At 70.8% G+C, this 16,132-nt stretch carries 17 protein-coding genes and 1 pseudogene; 9 read left to right on the forward strand and 9 right to left on the reverse strand.

Annotation, left to right across the window (positions count from 1 at the left end; all coding sequences use genetic code 11):
- Positions 1–47: 47 nt before the first annotated feature.
- The 3 genes from AB0J80_RS37125 to AB0J80_RS37135 form a co-directional block, all read right to left on the reverse strand.
- On the reverse strand, positions 48–1,598 hold the full coding sequence (locus tag AB0J80_RS37125; protein ID WP_364714373.1) for a long-chain fatty acid--CoA ligase: 1,551 nt from the start codon (positions 1,596–1,598) through the stop codon (positions 48–50).
- An 88-nt stretch (positions 1,599–1,686) separates the two neighbouring features.
- Entirely contained in the window at positions 1,687–3,978 is a 2,292-nt protein-coding gene (locus AB0J80_RS37130; protein ID WP_364714375.1) for an ABC transporter permease, read from the reverse strand.
- Complete coding sequence (locus AB0J80_RS37135; protein ID WP_364714376.1) at positions 3,975–4,721, reverse strand: ABC transporter ATP-binding protein; 747 nt, start codon at positions 4,719–4,721, stop codon at positions 3,975–3,977. The genes AB0J80_RS37130 and AB0J80_RS37135 overlap by 4 nt, the downstream gene beginning before the upstream one ends.
- 111 nt (positions 4,722–4,832) lie before the next feature.
- Here AB0J80_RS37135 and AB0J80_RS37140 point away from each other — a divergent pair, with 111 nt between their 5' ends.
- Together AB0J80_RS37140 and AB0J80_RS37145 are read left to right on the forward strand one after the other, a co-directional pair.
- Complete coding sequence (locus AB0J80_RS37140) at positions 4,833–6,071, forward strand: sensor domain-containing protein (RefSeq protein WP_364714378.1); 1,239 nt, start codon at positions 4,833–4,835, stop codon at positions 6,069–6,071.
- A 13-nt stretch (positions 6,072–6,084) separates the two neighbouring features.
- Entirely contained in the window at positions 6,085–6,726 is a 642-nt protein-coding gene (locus tag AB0J80_RS37145) for a response regulator transcription factor (protein ID WP_364714379.1), read from the forward strand.
- Here the strand turns inward: AB0J80_RS37145 and AB0J80_RS37150 are convergent.
- Positions 6,711–7,550 carry a DUF1028 domain-containing protein gene (locus tag AB0J80_RS37150; RefSeq protein ID WP_364714381.1) on the reverse strand — a complete coding sequence of 280 codons (840 nt, stop codon included), beginning with the start codon at positions 7,548–7,550 and terminating at the stop codon, positions 6,711–6,713. The genes AB0J80_RS37145 and AB0J80_RS37150 overlap by 16 nt on opposite strands.
- A 22-nt stretch (positions 7,551–7,572) precedes the next feature.
- Here AB0J80_RS37150 and AB0J80_RS37155 point away from each other — a divergent pair, with 22 nt between their 5' ends.
- A complete protein-coding gene (locus tag AB0J80_RS37155; protein WP_364714383.1) occupies positions 7,573–7,956 on the forward strand; it encodes a nuclear transport factor 2 family protein in 384 nt (127 codons plus the stop codon).
- Between the two features lies 1 nt (position 7,957).
- Here the strand turns inward: AB0J80_RS37155 and AB0J80_RS37160 are convergent, their stop codons facing one another.
- On the reverse strand, positions 7,958–8,575 hold the full coding sequence (locus AB0J80_RS37160; RefSeq protein WP_364714385.1) for a hypothetical protein: 618 nt from the start codon (positions 8,573–8,575) through the stop codon (positions 7,958–7,960).
- Between the two features lie 22 nt (positions 8,576–8,597).
- On the opposite strand from AB0J80_RS37160, the gene AB0J80_RS37165 reads away from it, so the two are divergent.
- On the forward strand, positions 8,598–9,140 hold the full coding sequence (locus tag AB0J80_RS37165; RefSeq protein WP_364714386.1) for a hypothetical protein: 543 nt from the start codon (positions 8,598–8,600) through the stop codon (positions 9,138–9,140).
- A gap of 75 nt (positions 9,141–9,215) precedes the next feature.
- On the forward strand, positions 9,216–9,554 hold the full coding sequence (locus tag AB0J80_RS37170) for a DUF952 domain-containing protein (RefSeq protein ID WP_364714388.1): 339 nt from the start codon (positions 9,216–9,218) through the stop codon (positions 9,552–9,554).
- A gap of 20 nt (positions 9,555–9,574) precedes the next feature.
- On the opposite strand, the gene AB0J80_RS37175 is transcribed toward AB0J80_RS37170, so the two are convergent.
- The gene (locus tag AB0J80_RS37175; RefSeq protein WP_364714390.1) at positions 9,575–10,195 is read right to left on the reverse strand and encodes a maleylpyruvate isomerase family mycothiol-dependent enzyme; all 621 of its coding nucleotides are present in this window, start codon (positions 10,193–10,195) and stop codon (positions 9,575–9,577) included.
- Positions 10,196–10,265: 70 nt separating this feature from the next.
- Between AB0J80_RS37175 and AB0J80_RS37180 the strand changes: the two genes are divergently transcribed.
- The 3 genes from AB0J80_RS37180 to AB0J80_RS37190 all read left to right on the forward strand — a co-directional run bounded on the left by AB0J80_RS37180 (position 10,266) and on the right by AB0J80_RS37190 (position 12,470).
- Positions 10,266–10,688 (forward strand): MarR family transcriptional regulator, encoded by a 423-nt coding sequence (locus AB0J80_RS37180; RefSeq protein WP_364714392.1) that lies wholly within the window; start codon positions 10,266–10,268, stop codon positions 10,686–10,688.
- 113 nt (positions 10,689–10,801) lie between these two features.
- Complete coding sequence (fdhA, locus tag AB0J80_RS37185; RefSeq protein ID WP_364714394.1) at positions 10,802–12,049, forward strand: formaldehyde dehydrogenase, glutathione-independent; 1,248 nt, start codon at positions 10,802–10,804, stop codon at positions 12,047–12,049.
- Between the two features lie 61 nt (positions 12,050–12,110).
- Entirely contained in the window at positions 12,111–12,470 is a 360-nt protein-coding gene (locus AB0J80_RS37190) for a cyclic-phosphate processing receiver domain-containing protein (protein WP_364714395.1), read from the forward strand.
- Positions 12,471–12,953: 483 nt separating this feature from the next.
- On the opposite strand, the gene AB0J80_RS37195 is transcribed toward AB0J80_RS37190, so the two are convergent.
- Positions 12,954–13,124 (reverse strand): hypothetical protein, encoded by a 171-nt coding sequence (locus AB0J80_RS37195; protein ID WP_364714397.1) that lies wholly within the window; start codon positions 13,122–13,124, stop codon positions 12,954–12,956.
- Between the two features lie 264 nt (positions 13,125–13,388).
- Positions 13,389–13,685, reverse strand: coding sequence for a hypothetical protein (locus tag AB0J80_RS37200; protein ID WP_364714399.1), 297 nt, complete (start codon positions 13,683–13,685; stop codon positions 13,389–13,391).
- Positions 13,686–15,109: 1,424 nt separating this feature from the next.
- Between AB0J80_RS37200 and AB0J80_RS37205 the strand changes: the two genes are divergently transcribed.
- Positions 15,110–15,712: a hypothetical protein gene (locus AB0J80_RS37205; protein ID WP_364714400.1), complete on the forward strand. Its 603-nt coding sequence runs from the start codon at positions 15,110–15,112 to the stop codon at positions 15,710–15,712.
- 149 nt (positions 15,713–15,861) lie between these two features.
- Here AB0J80_RS37205 and AB0J80_RS37210 read toward each other — a convergent pair.
- Positions 15,862–16,132 (reverse strand): annotated as a pseudogene (locus tag AB0J80_RS37210) (glucose-6-phosphate dehydrogenase); the annotation flags it as partial.

Below are 16,132 nucleotides of genomic sequence, written 5' to 3' on the forward strand. Positions count from 1 at the left end.
CCGGACGCGCCCGCAAGGTCCCCCCTGCGGGCGCGTCCGGCGACCCGTCAGGACAGAGCGCGCTTGAGCAGCTTCCCGGTCGCCGTCATCGGCAGCGTGTCCACGAACGTGACGATTCTCGGGTACTTGTAGCTCGCCATCTGCTCCTTGCCCCAGGCGACGAGCTCCTCCTCGGTGATCGTGGCGCCCTCCTTGCGGATCACGTACGCCTTGATCTCCTCGCCGTGGCTGGGGTGCGGCACCCCGATGACGGCGGCGAGCGAGACGGCCTCGTGGGTCAGCAGGACCTCCTCGATCTCGCGCGGGTACACGTTGAAGCCACCCCGGATGATCATGTCCTTGGCGCGGTCGACGATGTAGTAGAAGCCGTCCTTGTCGCGCCGGGCCAGGTCGCCGGTGCGGAACCAGCCGTTGTTCATCACCTCGGCGGTGGCCTCGGGACGGTTGTAGTAGTAGCCGCGCATGATGTTGTGGCCGCGGATGGCGATCTCACCGATCTCGTCCGCGCCCTCGACGGTGTTCCACGACTCGTCGATGAGGCGTACCTCGACGCCCCAGACCGGGATGCCGATCGAACCGGGCCGCGGCTCGCTGTCCGGATCGCTGAACGTGGCCACCGGCGAGGTCTCGCTCAGGCCGTACCCTTCCAGGATCTGCACCCCGAGCCGGGCCTTGACCTCCTTGATGATCTCCACGGGGAGGCTGGAGCCGCCGCTGACCGCCTGGCGCATGTTCCGGGCGATCCGCTCGACGTCCACGTCCTCGGTGAGGGCGTTGAGCAGCCCCCAGTACATCGTCGGGACGCCCGCGAAGAACGTGACGTTCTCGCTCTCCAGCAGCTTGACCGCGCCCGCGGCCTCGAAGCGGGGCATGAGCACCAGCGTCGCGGCCGAGGAGAAGCCGGCGTTCATGTTGACCGTCGAGCCGAACGAGTGGAACAGCGGCAGCACCAGCAGGTGGGTGTCCGTGCCGGGCTGGGTCTGGAACAGCCGGTTGCAGGTCAGCGCGTTGAGCACCAGGTTCGAGTGGCTCAGCTCCGCGCCCTTGGCCTGCCCGGTCGTGCCGCTGGTGTAGAGGATGACCGCCGGGTCGGACTCGGCGGCGAGCACCGTCTCGAAGACCGGCGACTGCCCGGCCAGCGCCTGACCCAGCGTCTCCGCGCCTTCGATGGGCGAGGGCGCGGCCGGGTCGGCGGTGATGAGGAAGAAGTGCTCGCAGCCGTCCGCCTGACCGAACCCGGCGTGGCCCTCCGCGCCCATCGGCAGCTCCGGCGTGCCCTGGAAGCAGAAGTACGCCTTGGCCTCGGAGTCGGCCAGGTGGTAGGCCACCTCCCGCCCCTTGAGCAGCACGTTCAGCGGCACCACGACCGCGCCCGCCTTGAGGATGCCGTAGTAGACGACCGGGAAGTACGGCAGGTTCGGGCAGGACAGCGCGACCTTGTCGCCCGGCCGGATCCCGCGCGAGACGAGCAGGTTGGCGATCTGGTTGGCGGCCGCGTTCACCTGCGCGTACGACAACCGCTGGTCGCCCAGGACGACCGCCGCGCGCTCGGGGTAGTGGCGGGCGCTGTCCTCCAGGAACACGGAGAGGTTGATCATGCGGGAACTCCTCGACGGATCGCGGTGACGACGGTACCGATCCCAGCACGCCGGGCGGGCGGGGAGAACCCTCCGTTGCGCTCTTGTGTCATCTCGTGTGGGAACGCAGGACGGGCGCTGCCGCGGCGAGCACCGCCACGACCGCGCAGGCCAGCGCGACCGCACCGGACTGCGCCCACGGCACGACGAGCCGTACGTGCTGCTCCAGCTCCGCCTCGACCGCGTGCCGCATGCCCAGCAGCGCCGCCGCGGCGACCGCCGCGCCCAGCACCGTGCCGGCGGCCACGGCCAGCAGGGCCTCGGCGGAAGCCACGCGCACCACGTGCGACCTGCCGCCGCCGGCAAGTTTCAGCGCGGCGAACTCGCTGCGCCGCGCCGCCGTCGCCATCAGCAGTGTGTTGGCCACGGCCAGCCCGGTGTAGCCCACGGCCAGGCCGACGAGCACCACGAGGAAGATGTCGATGATCCGGCCCTCCTGGTCGATGCGGCCCTGCACGTAGTCGCGCACCGGCAGCACCTTCATCCCGGCGGCGGGCACGGGTTCGCCGTCGAGCAGGACCGCCGCGGCCAGCGCCGTGGGATCGTGCTTCTCGACCAGGTCCCGCGAGATGGTGACCGTCTCCGCCGGGCCGTCGTGCGTACCCGTCACCGGCAGCCGCGCGGTCGTGCCGTCGGCGAAGCGCACGCCGACGGCCGCCGGGGTCGCCGGCATGTCCGAAGCGACCAGGATGCCGGTCACGCCCTGTTTGCCCGTCGCTTCGTACTCGGACGTGCTGCCCGCGACAGTCATGAGGACCTCGGTCGTCAGCTCCGCCGTGCCCGGCTGTCTGCCCACCGCGTCCGCCGAGAGCCCCGGAGTGCCGTCCGGTGCGGCGACGAGCGCGGCCGGCAGCTTCGCGGCCTCATCGATCCCGGCCGCCTCCTCGATGGTGGCCACCGTCCCGGTCAGCAGCGCCGCGAACCCCACGCTCAGCAGCACGGGCGCCGCCGTCGACGCGACCCGCCGCACGCCGGTCCGGGTGCCCTCGCGCACCAGCATCCCCACCGCCGCACCGCGCCACGGCCGGGTCACCACCCGCACCAGCGGCACGATCACCACGGGCGCCAGCAGAGCCGCCGCGACCAGCAGCAGCATCGCCGCGCCCAGCGCCGCCGTGGTCTGCGTGGTCAGCGGCAGCGCGGGCAGCACCACCAGGAGCGCGCCCCCGCCGGCCGCCGCCAGGACCCCGGCGATCCAGCGCGGCACGGTCATCGCCCGGCGGTCGATCGCGGCGTCGCGCAGCGCGTCCAGCGCCGGAATGCGGCTCGACCGGCGGGCGGCGACCCCGGTCCCGGCGATCGCCACGACCACGCCCACGACGAAGGCCGCCGCGAGCGCGGCCGGCTGGGTGGTCACGGTGAACCCCGCCGGTTCGAGCCCGGCGGCCACCAGCGGCGGCGCGAGCAGGGGAGCGGCGAGAGCCCCCAACGGTACGCCCACCGCCCCGCCCAGCACGGCGACGACGAGCGTCTCGACGTACATCAGGCGCAGCACCTGGCCCGGCGTCGCACCGACCGCGCGGAGCAGGCCGATCTCCCGGCGGCGCTGCGCGGCGCTGAGGGCGCAGGTGGACGCGACGACGAAGACCGCGACGAACCCGCCGATCGCCACCATGGCGATGAGCAGCTGCGCGCCGATCCAGCGGATCCGAGTGACCGACTCGTCCTCGAGCCGGTTCCGCGCGTCGCCCGTGAGCACCACCCCGTCGGCTCCGACCGCGGCTTCCACAGCCCCGGCGACGTCGCCCTGCACACCGATGACGCGTACGCCGGCCGCCATCGTCGCCGCCACCTCGTCCGCCACGTAGAACCCGGGACCGTCCGTCGTCGCGGTGACCCGCCACGTCGCAGGGCCCTTCGCTGTCAGTACGTCGATCCGAGTCCCCGGGGCGACCCCGGCGAGCGCCACCTCCCCGGACCGGCGCGGCGGCGTGCCCGCGGTCAGCCGATAACCGCCCAGCGTCGCCGACGACCACGAGTGCCCGTCGGTGAGCGAGGCGGTGGGATCGCCGGTGGCGCGCCCGCCGACCAGCCGCTGCACGTAGAACGCCGGATCCGGGATCGCGGCGCGCACGCCGGGCACGGCCTCGAGGCGCTCTGCCAGGGACCGGGTTTCGGCCGCGGTCCAGGAACGGTACTGCGGGTACCCGTCCCGGCCCTCGCCGACGCTCGGCGAATGCACGACGACGGGCGCGGCGGCGAGGCGGGCGGGCACTTCCGGTCGCGACGACGCCCACAGCGTGGTCGCCCCCGCGACGACCGCCACTGCGAGCGCGACCGCGACGAACGTGCCGGCGAACGCGGCGAACCGGTGCCGGACCATGGTCCACGCCAGGCTCATCGCTCCTCCAGCCGGGCCATCCGCACCGCGATCTCCGAGGCGCCCGACGGGCCGGGAAGCTCGCCCGCGACCCGGCCGTCGGCGAGGAACAGCACCCGGTCGGCGTGGGCGGCCGCGTACGGGTCGTGGGTCACCATGACGATCGTCTGGGCGTACCGGTCGACGGCCAGCCGCAGCAGCCGCAGCACCTCCCGCGACGCCGCGGTGTCCAGGGCGCCGGTCGGCTCGTCGGCGAACAGCACCGCCGGCCGGGTCACCAGGGCCCGGGCGATCGCCACCCGCTGCTGCTGACCGCCGGACAGCTCGCTGGGCCGATGCCCGGCGCGGTCGGCGAGGCCCACCTCGGCCAGCATCGCGCGGACCTCGCCGGGTGCCGGGCGGCGGCCGGCCAGGCGCATCGGCAGCGCCACGTTCTGCTCCGCGCTCAGCGCCGGGATCAGGTTGAACGCCTGGAACACGAAGCCCACCCGCTCGCGGCGCAACCGCGTCAGCGCCTTCTCGCTCAGCCCGCGCAGCGCGACGCCGTCGATCGCCACGTCGCCGGAGGTCACGCGGTCGAGGCCGGCGGCACAGTGCAGCAGGGTCGACTTACCGGAGCCGGAGGGGCCCATCACCGCGGTGAAGGTGGCGGCCGGGATGCGCACGTCCACCGCGTCGAGGGCGGTCACGGCGGCGCTGCCCGTACCGTAAATCCGGGAGACGGCCCGCAACTCCACCGCGGTGCCGATGCTCGTGATCGTCATGGGAACGAGCCTTCCGGCCCGGCGAGCCCGGCACAGTAACGCGTCCGCGACATCGGAAGGTAGACCCAGCACTACCGTGACCGGTACGCCACACCGGTAGCGTCACTGCCCATGCCGGTCCGCAACGCCCTCGACGCGCTCACCATGCGCCCGACGCGGTTCCTGGTCTCGTCGTGGCCGTGGCGCTCGCTGGCCTACCTCACCGGCGGCGCGTTGCTCGGCTTCGCCACCATCTTCGTCGTCCTGGGCCTGCTCGGCGCCGGCCTCGTGCTCTCCGTCCTGGTCATCGGCGTCGCCGGCTACCTGGCGACCCTGCTGTCCGGGGTCGCCGTCGGACGCCTGGAACGGTGGCGGATGCGCCTCATCGACCGCGATGCCCTGCCCGACCCGCACCGCCGCCCGCCGAAGCCCGGGCTGCGCGCCTGGCTGAAGTGCCGGCTGCGCGAGCAGGCGACCTGGCGCGAGCTCGGCTACGCGATGGTGTCCGCGGTCGTGCTGTGCTGGATGGACGCCGCGGTCGTCTTCATGGCCCTGTACGTGCCGGCGGCGCTGCTGTTCGCGCCCGCCTACATGCACGACGAGCCGGCGTCCAAGACCGTGCCGCTCACCCTGCTGGCGCCCGTCGCATTCGTCATCGCCGCCTACCCGGTGACCGCCTGGGCCGGCGCCCGCGCGGCGATGGCCCGCGCGATCCTCGCCCCGCGCAGCGACGACACGGACGCGAAACTGGTGGAGCTCACCCGGTCCCGCGCCCGGCTCGTCGACGCCTTCGAGGTGGAACGGCGGCGCATCGAACGCGACCTGCACGACGGCGCCCAGCAACGGCTCGTCGCGCTCAGCATGCAGCTCGGCCTGGCCCGCCTCGAGGTCCCGCCCGGCTCCCCGGCGGAGACGCCGCTCGCCGCCGCCCAGGCCCTCGCCAAACAGGCACTCGCCGAGCTCCGCGAGCTCATCCGCGGCGTCCACCCCAAGGTGCTCACCGACCGGGGCCTCGCGGCGGCGGTCGGTGAGGCGGCCGGGCACGCGCCGGTCCCGGTCGACCTGGACCTGCGCCTCACCGGGCGGCTGCCGGAAACGGTCGAGGTGGCGGCGTACTTCGTCGTGGTCGAGGCGCTGGCCAACGTCGCCAAGCACAGCCGGGCCACCCGGGCCGTCGTGAGCGCCGGTGTGCACGGCGGCCGGCTGCGCCTGGACGTGCGCGACGACGGATGCGGCGGCGCGGACCCCGAGCGGGGGACCGGCCTCATCGGGCTGGCGGACCGGGTCGCCGCGGTGGGCGGGACGGTCGCGCTCTCCAGCCCGCCCGGAGGCCCTACCCTCGTGCACGTGGAGATCCCGTGCGAATCATGATCGTGGAGATCTCGTGCGTGTCGTGATCGCCGAGGACGGCCTCATCGTGCGCGAGGGGATCGTCGGCATGCTGCGGCGCTTCGGGCACGACGTGGTCGCTGCCGTCGCCGACGCCCCCGCCCTGCACGCCGCGGTCGCCGAGCACCGGCCGGACGTGGTCGTGACCGACGTCCGCATGCCGCCGGGCTACAGCGACGAAGGGCTGCAGGCGGCGATCGCCCTGCGCGCCGCCGACCCCGACCTTCCGGTGCTCGTGCTGAGCCAGTACGTGGAGCAGACGTACGCCGCCGAGCTGCTCGACTCCGGCCGCTCGGCGGGCGTCGGCTACCTGCTCAAGGACCGCATCGGCGAGGTGGCCGAGTTCGTCGACGCGCTCGAGCAGGTCGCGGCCGGGCGTACGGTGGTCGACCCGGAGGTGGTCCGGCAGCTGCTCGGACGCCGCCGCGACCCGTTGCAGCGCCTCACCCCGCGCGAACGCGAGGTGCTCGCCCTCATGGCCGAGGGCCGGTCCAACACCGCCATCGCCCGCACCCTCGTGGTCACCGAGGCGGCGGTCGCCAAGCACATCGGCAGCCTGCTCGCCAAGCTCGACCTGCCACCCGACGCCGACGACCACCGCCGGGTCCGCGCCGTGCTCGCCTACCTGCGCAGCTGATCCAGCACCAGCGGGTCGATGCGGCCCGGCACGATCCGCTCCTCCAGGTTCTCGATCCCGGCCCACGAGGCCAGCGCCTCGTCCAGCTCGGCGAGCGACGGCCCGGCCGGATGCCCCGCCGCGGCCAGCCGCTTCCGCACCTCGCCGGCCACCGCGCCGTCCAGGTCGAGCAGGGTCGCCGGATCCGGCCGTTCGAAGTAGAGGGTGTGCATCTCCAGCAACCGCGCCAGCTCCGTCACGGGCGCCGGATGGTCGTCGACCCGCAGATCCACCAAGACGTCGCTCGTGCCGCCGTACCCCATGCCCTTCGCCACGACCAGCAGCGCCGCGCTCTGCCGCCCCCGCCGGTCGCCGCCCGCCTCGTCCCCGGCGCGCAGCGAGGCCAGCAACCGGTACGCCAGCCGCTGCTGCACGGCGTTCGCCAGCCACGCCGCCCGCATCTCGTCGACCACCTGCGGACCGGCGAGCATGTTCCCCTGGATCGCATAGCCGTCACCGGCCGCGCCGCCCGCCCAGTCGTGGCAGGCCGTACCCGTGAAGGTCGCGCCGTCACCGGTCGTGCCGACGACGCCGACCTGCCGATGATCGACCGGCCCGGCGTCCCCGGCGACGAGCGCGGCGACCGTCTCGGCGGCGGCGACGCCGGTCCCCATCAACGCCAGCGCCTGCGGACGGTAGGCGAGGTTGGCGTACGACTGGGTCGCGACCGCACCGACGTCGGCGAGCGCGGCCGGCACCGCCGCGCCGACCCCGAGAAACTTGCTGGCCACAGCCACACCCAGGGCACTGCCGTCGGCGGAGCGCGCCACGATCGAGAAGGTCATGCGGCTCACGTTAGGCTGGAGAGTGAGCCGAACACATCAGGAAATCTTCGAACGGTACGTCCACGCCGGCCCGATCAGCCGCGACCCGGACGCTGTCGCGGCACTCTTCACGCCCGACGGCGTCTTCGAAGCCCCGCTGCTCCCCGCCGGCCATGCCCTCCCACGCCGGCTGTCAGGCCGCGAGGAGATCCGCACCGGCATTGGCGCCTTCCACCACCACCCGGCCTTCCAGGGCGCGGTCGATCTCGCCCGGTCCCGGTACGTGCTGCACGAGACCGCCGATCCCGACGTGTTCATCGTCGAGACCGACACCGCCTTCGTCGCCGCGGGCGAGATCTCGCTCGTGCAGATCTTCCGTATCCGGGACGGGGAGATCGCCTTGATGCGCGACTACTTCGCGGCCTGAGCTATCCGGAGACGCGGCGGGCCGAGCGCACCTCGCTGTCCTCGTCTTCGGAGAACATCGCCACCAGGATCTCGGAGGCGGGATCCCGGAACGGGATTCCGCCTTCCCCGTGCCGGTGGAACCACGCCGTCACCGTCCCGGTGGCGGTGCCCGGGGCGTCCACCGCGCCGGGATCTTCCGCTTTTGCGACACCACGCAACCAGTCGTAGTGCTCCGCCAGCGGCAGGTAGGACGACCACCCGTAGCCCGTCCCACCCTCGGAGTTCCAGCCGCCGTCCGGGTCCAGCAACGCGGGAGGGGTCACCCGTTTGTCGAGGGCGATCACGTGCAGGTACCCGCCCTTGGGCAGCCCCGACCAGCGCACCCGGACCACGACCGTCTGGTCCGCTTCAATGGTTGGTACCGCCTCGCCCGGTGGTGCACCCAGCCGCACCGCGACCTCGTCGAAGTCCTTCGCCGTGGCGAGGGCGACCTCGGCGTCGACGGTGAGCCGGTCGCCGCCGTGCGCCCATTCCCGCTCGCGCTGGAAACGCTCGAACCCGATCCCGGCGATGAGCGCCAGAACCGTGGTCGCGGCCGCGACGGTGATCGCCGCTCGGCGGCTGCGGAAAAGTGTCATACCCGGCGGCCATCATAGGGCCATGGCTGAGCCTGCTGGTGAGATTCCGCGTCCGCGGCTGGAGTTGTCGCTGCCGGAGGCGCGCACGCGGTTCGTGCAGCTGGCGCGACTGGCGAGCCTGACCGGGCAGACCACGCTCGTCACCGACGCCGGCCGGCCCCTGGCGGCGATCGTCCCGGCAGACACGGTGACCGCCCCGGCTGCCCTGCAGCGGGCGGGGCCGACACCGGCTGGTCGTGGTGCCCCCGCCGGGCCCGCGCCGGCGGGCGACGGCGCAGCCCGGCCGACGCAGTCACCGAGCGTGCGGGGCGTGCCCGAGGCAACGGCCGGTCCCGGTGGGTCCGTGCCGACGCCGAGCACTCGCGGCGCTCCCGAGGCTGCGGCGGGCTGGGTGCGTCGCATTGAGACATTGCGGGCGGAATTCCAGCGGCAGCACGGCGTGCTTGAGGAGGCGCTGGAGCGGGTGTGGCAGGAGCTCGACAGGGTGCGGCCACCGGGGTCGGATGGCGGCGTCGACGCGTTGCGCGTCAGCCAGGCCGACATCCGCCGGCCCTCGCGCCACTGACAGCCGTGGCCGGCCCCGATCTTGTCCTGGTGAGCGAGGGGAGGGGCGTCGTCGCCCGTCTGGCACCCTGGTCCGGTGCTGATCTACAAGATCCTGCTGCCGTCCGAGTGGGTTGCGTTCGAGGCCCTCGGGCGTTTCGACGGTTCACCCTTCGACCGCAGCAGTGGGTTCATCCACTGCTCCGCGCGGGACCAGGTCAGCCTCACCGCCGCCCGGGTGTTCGGTCAGGAGCCGGCGCTCGTGGTGGTGGCCGTCGAAGCCGAGGCGCTCGGCGAGGCGCTGCGCTGGGAGGAGGCGCCTGGCAGAGGCGGTCTGTTCCCACACGTGTACGGCCCTCTTCCTCGAACGGCCGTGACGGCGGTGCACGAGATCGCCGGAGCATCCGCCGTGGACGAGACTTTGCCGCCTCACTGATCACCCCATCCGGTCACGCCTCACGGGAGCAGCGCGAGGCCTGGGCCGCGAAGCTGCGCCAGAGCCGCTCGCCGCCCGGTCAGGAGCAGCAACAGCGCCGAGATCGGCCCCTCCACCACCGAGCCCTCGCCCGCCGACCACTCATGGTCGGTGGCTCGCAGCTGCACCCCCCGCAACCGCCGCGCCGCCCGGAACGGGTAGAGGTCCGGCCACACCCGGTCCGCCGCTGCAGCCGCCGCCTCCGGAGGCATGGCGCGCTCGCGGTGCAGCGGGATGGTGATGTCCTGCCCGTGCACGAGGATGTCGATCAGCGGTTCCAGATGGGAGATGAAGGGCGCCTTGCGGCGTGAGCCGACCATCGCGCGCAGCAGAGGTGCGTAGTCGGCGGTCGGGAGCCGAGCCGCCTGGCGCACCGCCGAGTCGCGGATCATGCGGTCGAAGCCGCCGCCGGCCCGGACGAAGGCCACGGTTCCCGCGAGGATGCCGGTGTGGGCGAGGGTCAGGTGCGCCGCGACGTCGCGTACCCGCCAGCCGGTGCACAACGACGGGGTGTCCCACTCGGCTGGGGAGAGGTCGTCGAGCAGGTCCGCCATGCTCAGCCGCTCGTCGTCGATCGTCTTCCAGACCGCGTCGCGTTCCATGACGCCTCCCGACTTTGGTACGATTCTCTGACTATATTGGTAAGAGAGACTGACTGAGTCAAGGGGTACGGTGAACCTGGGACTGTTGTGCTTCATCGCGTACCGGGCGATGGAGACAGAGGTGATGAAGGCGGTGGCCGAGGCGGGTTTCGACGACCTCACGGTGGCGCAGGGCCGGCTCGCCGCGCGGATCGGGCCCGAGGGGACGCGGCTCACCGATCTGGCCGAGCAGGCGCAGGTCACCAAGCAGACCGCGGGCTTCCTGGTCGACCAGCTCGAGCGTGCCGGATACGTCACCCGTACCCCCGACCCGACCGATGCCCGGGCCCGGCTGGTGCGCATGGCGCCGCGCGGCGAGGCGGTCGTGGCGGTGGCTCGCGAGGTGGAGGTCCGGGTCGAGGCGGAGTGGACCCGGCACCTCGGCAAGCGCGCGACGGCTCAGCTGCGCAGCGCCCTGACGAGCCTGCGGGAGATCACCGATCCGTACGCGTGAGGCCACGGGGCGTTATGCCTTTATCGACAACCATCGACACTATTGCGGGGTTCTCTCCTCGGCCGACGCGAGCAGGATGGGGCGGTAGAGCGCCAGGAAGGGAGCGTAAGCCGATGGCAGGCAACAGAGCGGTCGTCTACCAGGGCCCTGGCAAGGTCGAGGTCCGCACCACCGACTACCCCACGTACGAGATGAAGGACGGCCCCGGCGTCAACAAGGCCAACGTCGGGCGCAGAACGCCGCACGGGGCGATCCTCAAGACGGTCGCCACCAACATCTGCGGCAGCGACCAGCACATGGTCCGCGGGCGGACCACGGCCCCCGAGGGGCTCGTCCTCGGCCACGAGATCACCGGAGAGGTGGTCGACGTCGGCCGCGACGTGGAGTTCATCAAGGTCGGCGACATCTGTTCGGTGCCGTTCAACATCTCCTGCGGGCGGTGCCGCAACTGCAAGGAACGCAAGACCGGCGTGTGCCTCAACGTCAATCCGGACCGGCCGGGCTCGGCGTACGGGTACGTCGACATGGGCGGCTGGGTCGGCGGCCAGGCGGAGTACGTGATGGTGCCGTACGCCGACTGGAACCTGCTGCCGTTCCCGGACCGGGACCAGGCCATGGAGAAGATGCTGGACCTGGCCATGCTGACCGACATCTTCCCGACCGGCTACCACGGCTGCGTGAGCGCGGGCGTCACCACCGGCTCCACGGTGTACATCGCCGGTGCCGGCCCCGTCGGGCTCGCCGCCGCCACCTCGGCGTTCCTGCTCGGAGCCGCGGTGGTCATCGTCGGCGACCTCAACAAGGAACGGCTGGACCAGGCGCGCAGCTTCGGCTGCGAGGCCGTGGACGTCAGCCAGGGTGACCCGGTCGAGCAGGTCCAGCAGATCCTCGGCAAGGACGCACCGGCGATCGGCCAGCCCCTGGTCGACGCGGCGGTCGACGCCGTCGGCTTCGAGGCCCGCGGGCACGGCTCCGACTCGGCCACCGAGATGCCGGCGACGGTCCTCAACTCCCTGATGGACATGACCCGCGCCGGCGGCGCGATCGGCGTCCCCGGCCTCTACGTCACGGGCGACCCCGGCGGCGTCGACGAGGCCGCCAAGGTCGGCTCGCTGTCCCTGCGGCTCGGGCTCGGCTGGGCCAAGTCCCACTCGTTCGTCACCGGCCAGTGCCCGGTCATGAAGTACAACCGCGAGCTGATGATGGCGATCCTGCACGACCGCGTACAGATCGCGAAGAACGTCAACGCCACCCCGATCCCCCTGGACCAGGCCCCGCAGGGCTACCAGGATTTCGACCAGGGCGCGGCCCGCAAGTACGTCCTCGACCCGCACGGCATGCTCGGATCCCGCACAGCGTGACACCCACCGGACGCACCCGGGCCGGCTCAAGGCCCGGGTGCGTTCCCGGCATGATGGCCGCATGATCGAGCCCGAAGCCCCGCCCATCCTCCTGGTCGACGACCTGCGCTCGTTCGTCGACGGCCGCACCGCCGCCGTGGCCCGCACCAGCGCCGCGGGCGTCGAGCTCCTGGAACGCCACCGCGGACAGCGCATCCACGAGCTGTGGCTCGACCACGACCTGGGCGGCGACGACACCATCTGGCCGGTCGTCGAGCTCCTCGAACGCGCCGCCTTCGAAGGGCACCCCTACGACATCGGCACGATCCACATTCACTCCGCCAACCCGCCCGGCGCCGCGAAGATCGCCCAGGCGCTGGCCCGGTGGGGGTACAGCATCCGGAACGCGTCCGGCTCCCCGTCGCTGGCAAACCCTTCATAGGTACGGACACAGCAGAGCCCGGCCGCATCCCCGCGCCGAAAGCGGCCCGTGCGGGCCGTTGCGCGACCGCCGGGCGGAGCCGGTTCCGGCGGCCGCACTGCTGGTGCCTTCCTCACGCATGGTGACGGTCCGGCGAGCGCGGAATGCGCGCTTCTCCGGGCGATCGCAGCGGTTGAACATAGTGCGGTGATCATCCACTGCGGGGAAACGGAGTATTGAAGCTGCGCCCCGCGTTCATGGCGAACCTGCTGTTCACTCGATCGGCACCGACAGTGAAATGTCGTCGTGGGCCACCACCCGCTGCGCTGGATCTCCGCCAGCCTCTCGAGGCGTTCTTGACAGGTCAGCATCTGCGTGGTCAACCCAGGTTCGGCAGCAGGCGGTGTCGCAGTCCGTGCGGGCGAGGGTTCGTCAGCGTAGCCGCCTGCTTGTTCGATGTCGCCTTCCCCGAGGCAGGCCGTGGCCTCGCCCGACGCCCACGCCCTACATCGCCCGACTGCGGTGCCTCTGGCGGGAGCGGCCGGTAGGAAGGCAGCGGGCCAGAACGGCGAGCCACTCCTGAACCTTGGTTTCGGCTTCCTTCGAGGTCTTGGCCGAGTCGCCGACCTTGTTGTGGGTCTCGAGTTCCTCGGCGAGAGTGTCCAGCCGGCGCAACGCATACACCTGAGTCCGGGCCAGCGGTACCGGTGTGGCCTAGACCTTCGACCAGGTGACCTCGGAGGCCCGGCCTACCTGCTCGCGGATCCCCAAGGCCTCGTCGATGACGACCTCCACCGCGATCATGTCGCCACCACGGCGTCGGTGTGGGCGCGGAGCACGGCGTCGATCACCGCGAGATAGTCGGTGAACTCATCCATGGTCTATCGCATCGCCAGTTGCGCCATCAACCGGCGGCCCCGGTCAGTAACGCCAGGTTGGTCAGTAGCGCTCCGGAGGTTCGTCGTCGCACCACTTCGAACAGGCGTACTTCTTCATCGCCCGGGCGGAGTCGGCGGTCAACTGGACCCAGCGACCGGAGTGTTCGGCGATCTCGGAGCCGGCCGCGGCGATCGTGAATCCGGTATGCAGAGCGAAGCTGAGCCGCTTCAGTTCGAGGTCCTTCCATAGCAGTCGCTCTGTCGACAGGAAACGATCGACAGCCTCCGGATGCCCGATGACCGCCAGGCCATCGCAGTCACTGATCAGCTGGATCTCATTTCCAACGTCTCTCCTCAAGGTGCGGGCACGATCGGCCTCACGCTACCGCCGGCGTCTTCGCCCTCACTATGCGTCCGCTCGTCCGGGTGAACTCGGCGTCGGAGGATGTCGTGCAGCAGGCGGTGCCGGCCGCTCCCGGGCGATCCCGGACGGAGTCGGTCCAGCAGGGGCTGGCTGCATCGGTGAGTCCGGCGCCGGCGCCCGGCACACGCCTTGCTGAACTAAGTCATGCCCTGGCGTCGCCGACGGCCGAAGCCGCGAAACGGATCCCGTGAGGGGGCTTTACACGCGACGGCTCGCGGTGCAACGGCGCCAGCAAGGGATCCGCCGCGCGGACTCACCGGCCCTCGCTCGCGATCGGCGGCAGACGAGCGCGGAGGCATCCGATCTCCAGACACAGACTCTCGTGCTGTCCTTGATCTGTCACAACCGTGTAGTGCGCCGTGACGGATGCCGGGGTAACTTTCGATCGACTTAGCAGCCGCGACTCTCCACTGAGGGCGAATCTCGGGAGACGCAAACCGATCCGACGCTGCCTTAGGGTGAAGCTTCACCGACTACAGGAACAATCTTCACGAGGAGCACTATTTCAAGGGCTGCGTCGCGTTGCACCGGCAGCTCGATTCGTGGCGGCCCAGGCGCAATCGGCAGTGCCGTAAGTTGCCCATGACCGCCATCACCTACCGGCGTAGGCCTGGATCGGCGTGACTGACTCCCTGACGGGATGGTCGGGAACGGGAGCATCGACGAAGAATGGAATACCCAACAGAAGATCAGCGCGGCAGTTCTTCTTCCCCCGAACGATGGCATTGGAAGGGCCCGACTGTCGTGCTCGGTGTCGTAACCTTGGTCGTCGCCGTCCTCGCCCTATGGCGCGACGTCTCCGGTTTCGAGATCGGAAGCGATTCGAATACTCCCCGGACAACCACCGTGACAACGCCAGTCACCCCACCTACCACTACGGCTGCCACGTCCGTGGAACCAGACCCGACTCCGGCGGCTGTACTGCAGTTGACCGCCCTTGAACCGGTGGCCGGAGGCTCCTGGATGAAGGTCAGGTCCGCGTCCGTCTTTGACCTGGCCTGCGCGACTAACAGCGACAGGGACCTGGAGCGGGCGGTCCAGTTCCAGGTTCCTCGCGGCTACTCGGCATTCCGCACTCGAGTCGTCCCGTCCGGAATCACGGACACCGCGCAGCTTGACGTTCGAGACGACAGCGTGATTTTGACATCGCTGAGGATCGACCCCGGGCAACCCGGCAGGGAAGTGTCCTCCGACGTCGCGAGTCACTCCGTATTCGAGTTACGTATCACCTGCGCCCGCCCGGGCGGAGGTGTGACCTTCTCTAACGCTGTATTGACGAGATGAGCGGAACCATGAATTCTTTGCAGGCTCGAGGACGTTCACGTAGGTCCGGAACTTTCGCCGTTATGCACGGTGTTGTGGGCCTCGTGCTGAGCGTGTCCGCGCTGAGCGCAGCTGGGTGCACCTCGAACACATCGGACGATCCGGTCACTAATGATGGTGGACTCCCAACGGCTACGACCGCGCCCGAAGCGAATACCGGTTCAGCGACCACCGCACCTGCTACTCAAGAGCCCGCGGGGACCGAGACCATCGACCCGGTAGGCGATTACACACGCGCCTACCAGGACGAGCGCCTGATCGCCGAGTCACCCGGCTGCGTGGACAACGGCAACTTCACGATCGGTATCGACTTCGACAGGCCTCAGATAGATGCTGGCACCGACGATGCCATCTACTCAGGATGCAACCCCGGCACCATTCGGTCTCAATTGCGCCAGGCTGAGGTCTCCGGGCCGGAAGTGACGCCTGCCGAGTGTCTGGACAAGATCCGCACGCAGCCGGCGCATTCTCCGATCGCCGCGGCCAAAGGTTTGACGCTTTGCTTCGAGACGAGTGCTCCCCAGGCTGAGAGCGAGGCACAAACTCAGAAGATCGTCTTTATGACGGTCACTCAGGTTTCATCCGTGAACAATCGCGGCAAACTCGTTTTCACGCTGACTGCTTGGAACGTACCCTGAACCGGTCCCAATACCTGTAGCAAATCGCCTTGAAAGGTACGGACACAGCCGAGTCGGATGGCAGCGGCGCTTGTCTCCGGGCGACCGAAATGCGACGGAGCAGCCACCGCTGATGTCGAGACAGCAACTGCTTCGGCGCCTGCGGACATCTACGACAACAGGGAGTCCTCCGGGCCGCTGCTGCCGGCCGGGTACTCCAGCAGAGGTACGGCGCCCTTGCGCCATGCGGAGAGCACCGGGTCCACGATCCGCCAGCACTGCTCGGCGGTGTCGCCGCGGACCGACAGGCTCGGGTCGTCGTCGAGGACCCCGCGTAGCACCTCCTCGTATGCGGCCAGCTCACCGGGCCCGAAATCGGCGTCCAGGGTCACCGGGTCGATCACGAACGGATCACCGGGACCGTTGATGTTGAGGTCCAGG

Source organism: Actinoplanes sp. NPDC049548 (assembly GCF_040676695.1).
GTDB lineage: Bacteria > Actinomycetota > Actinomycetes > Mycobacteriales > Micromonosporaceae > Actinoplanes.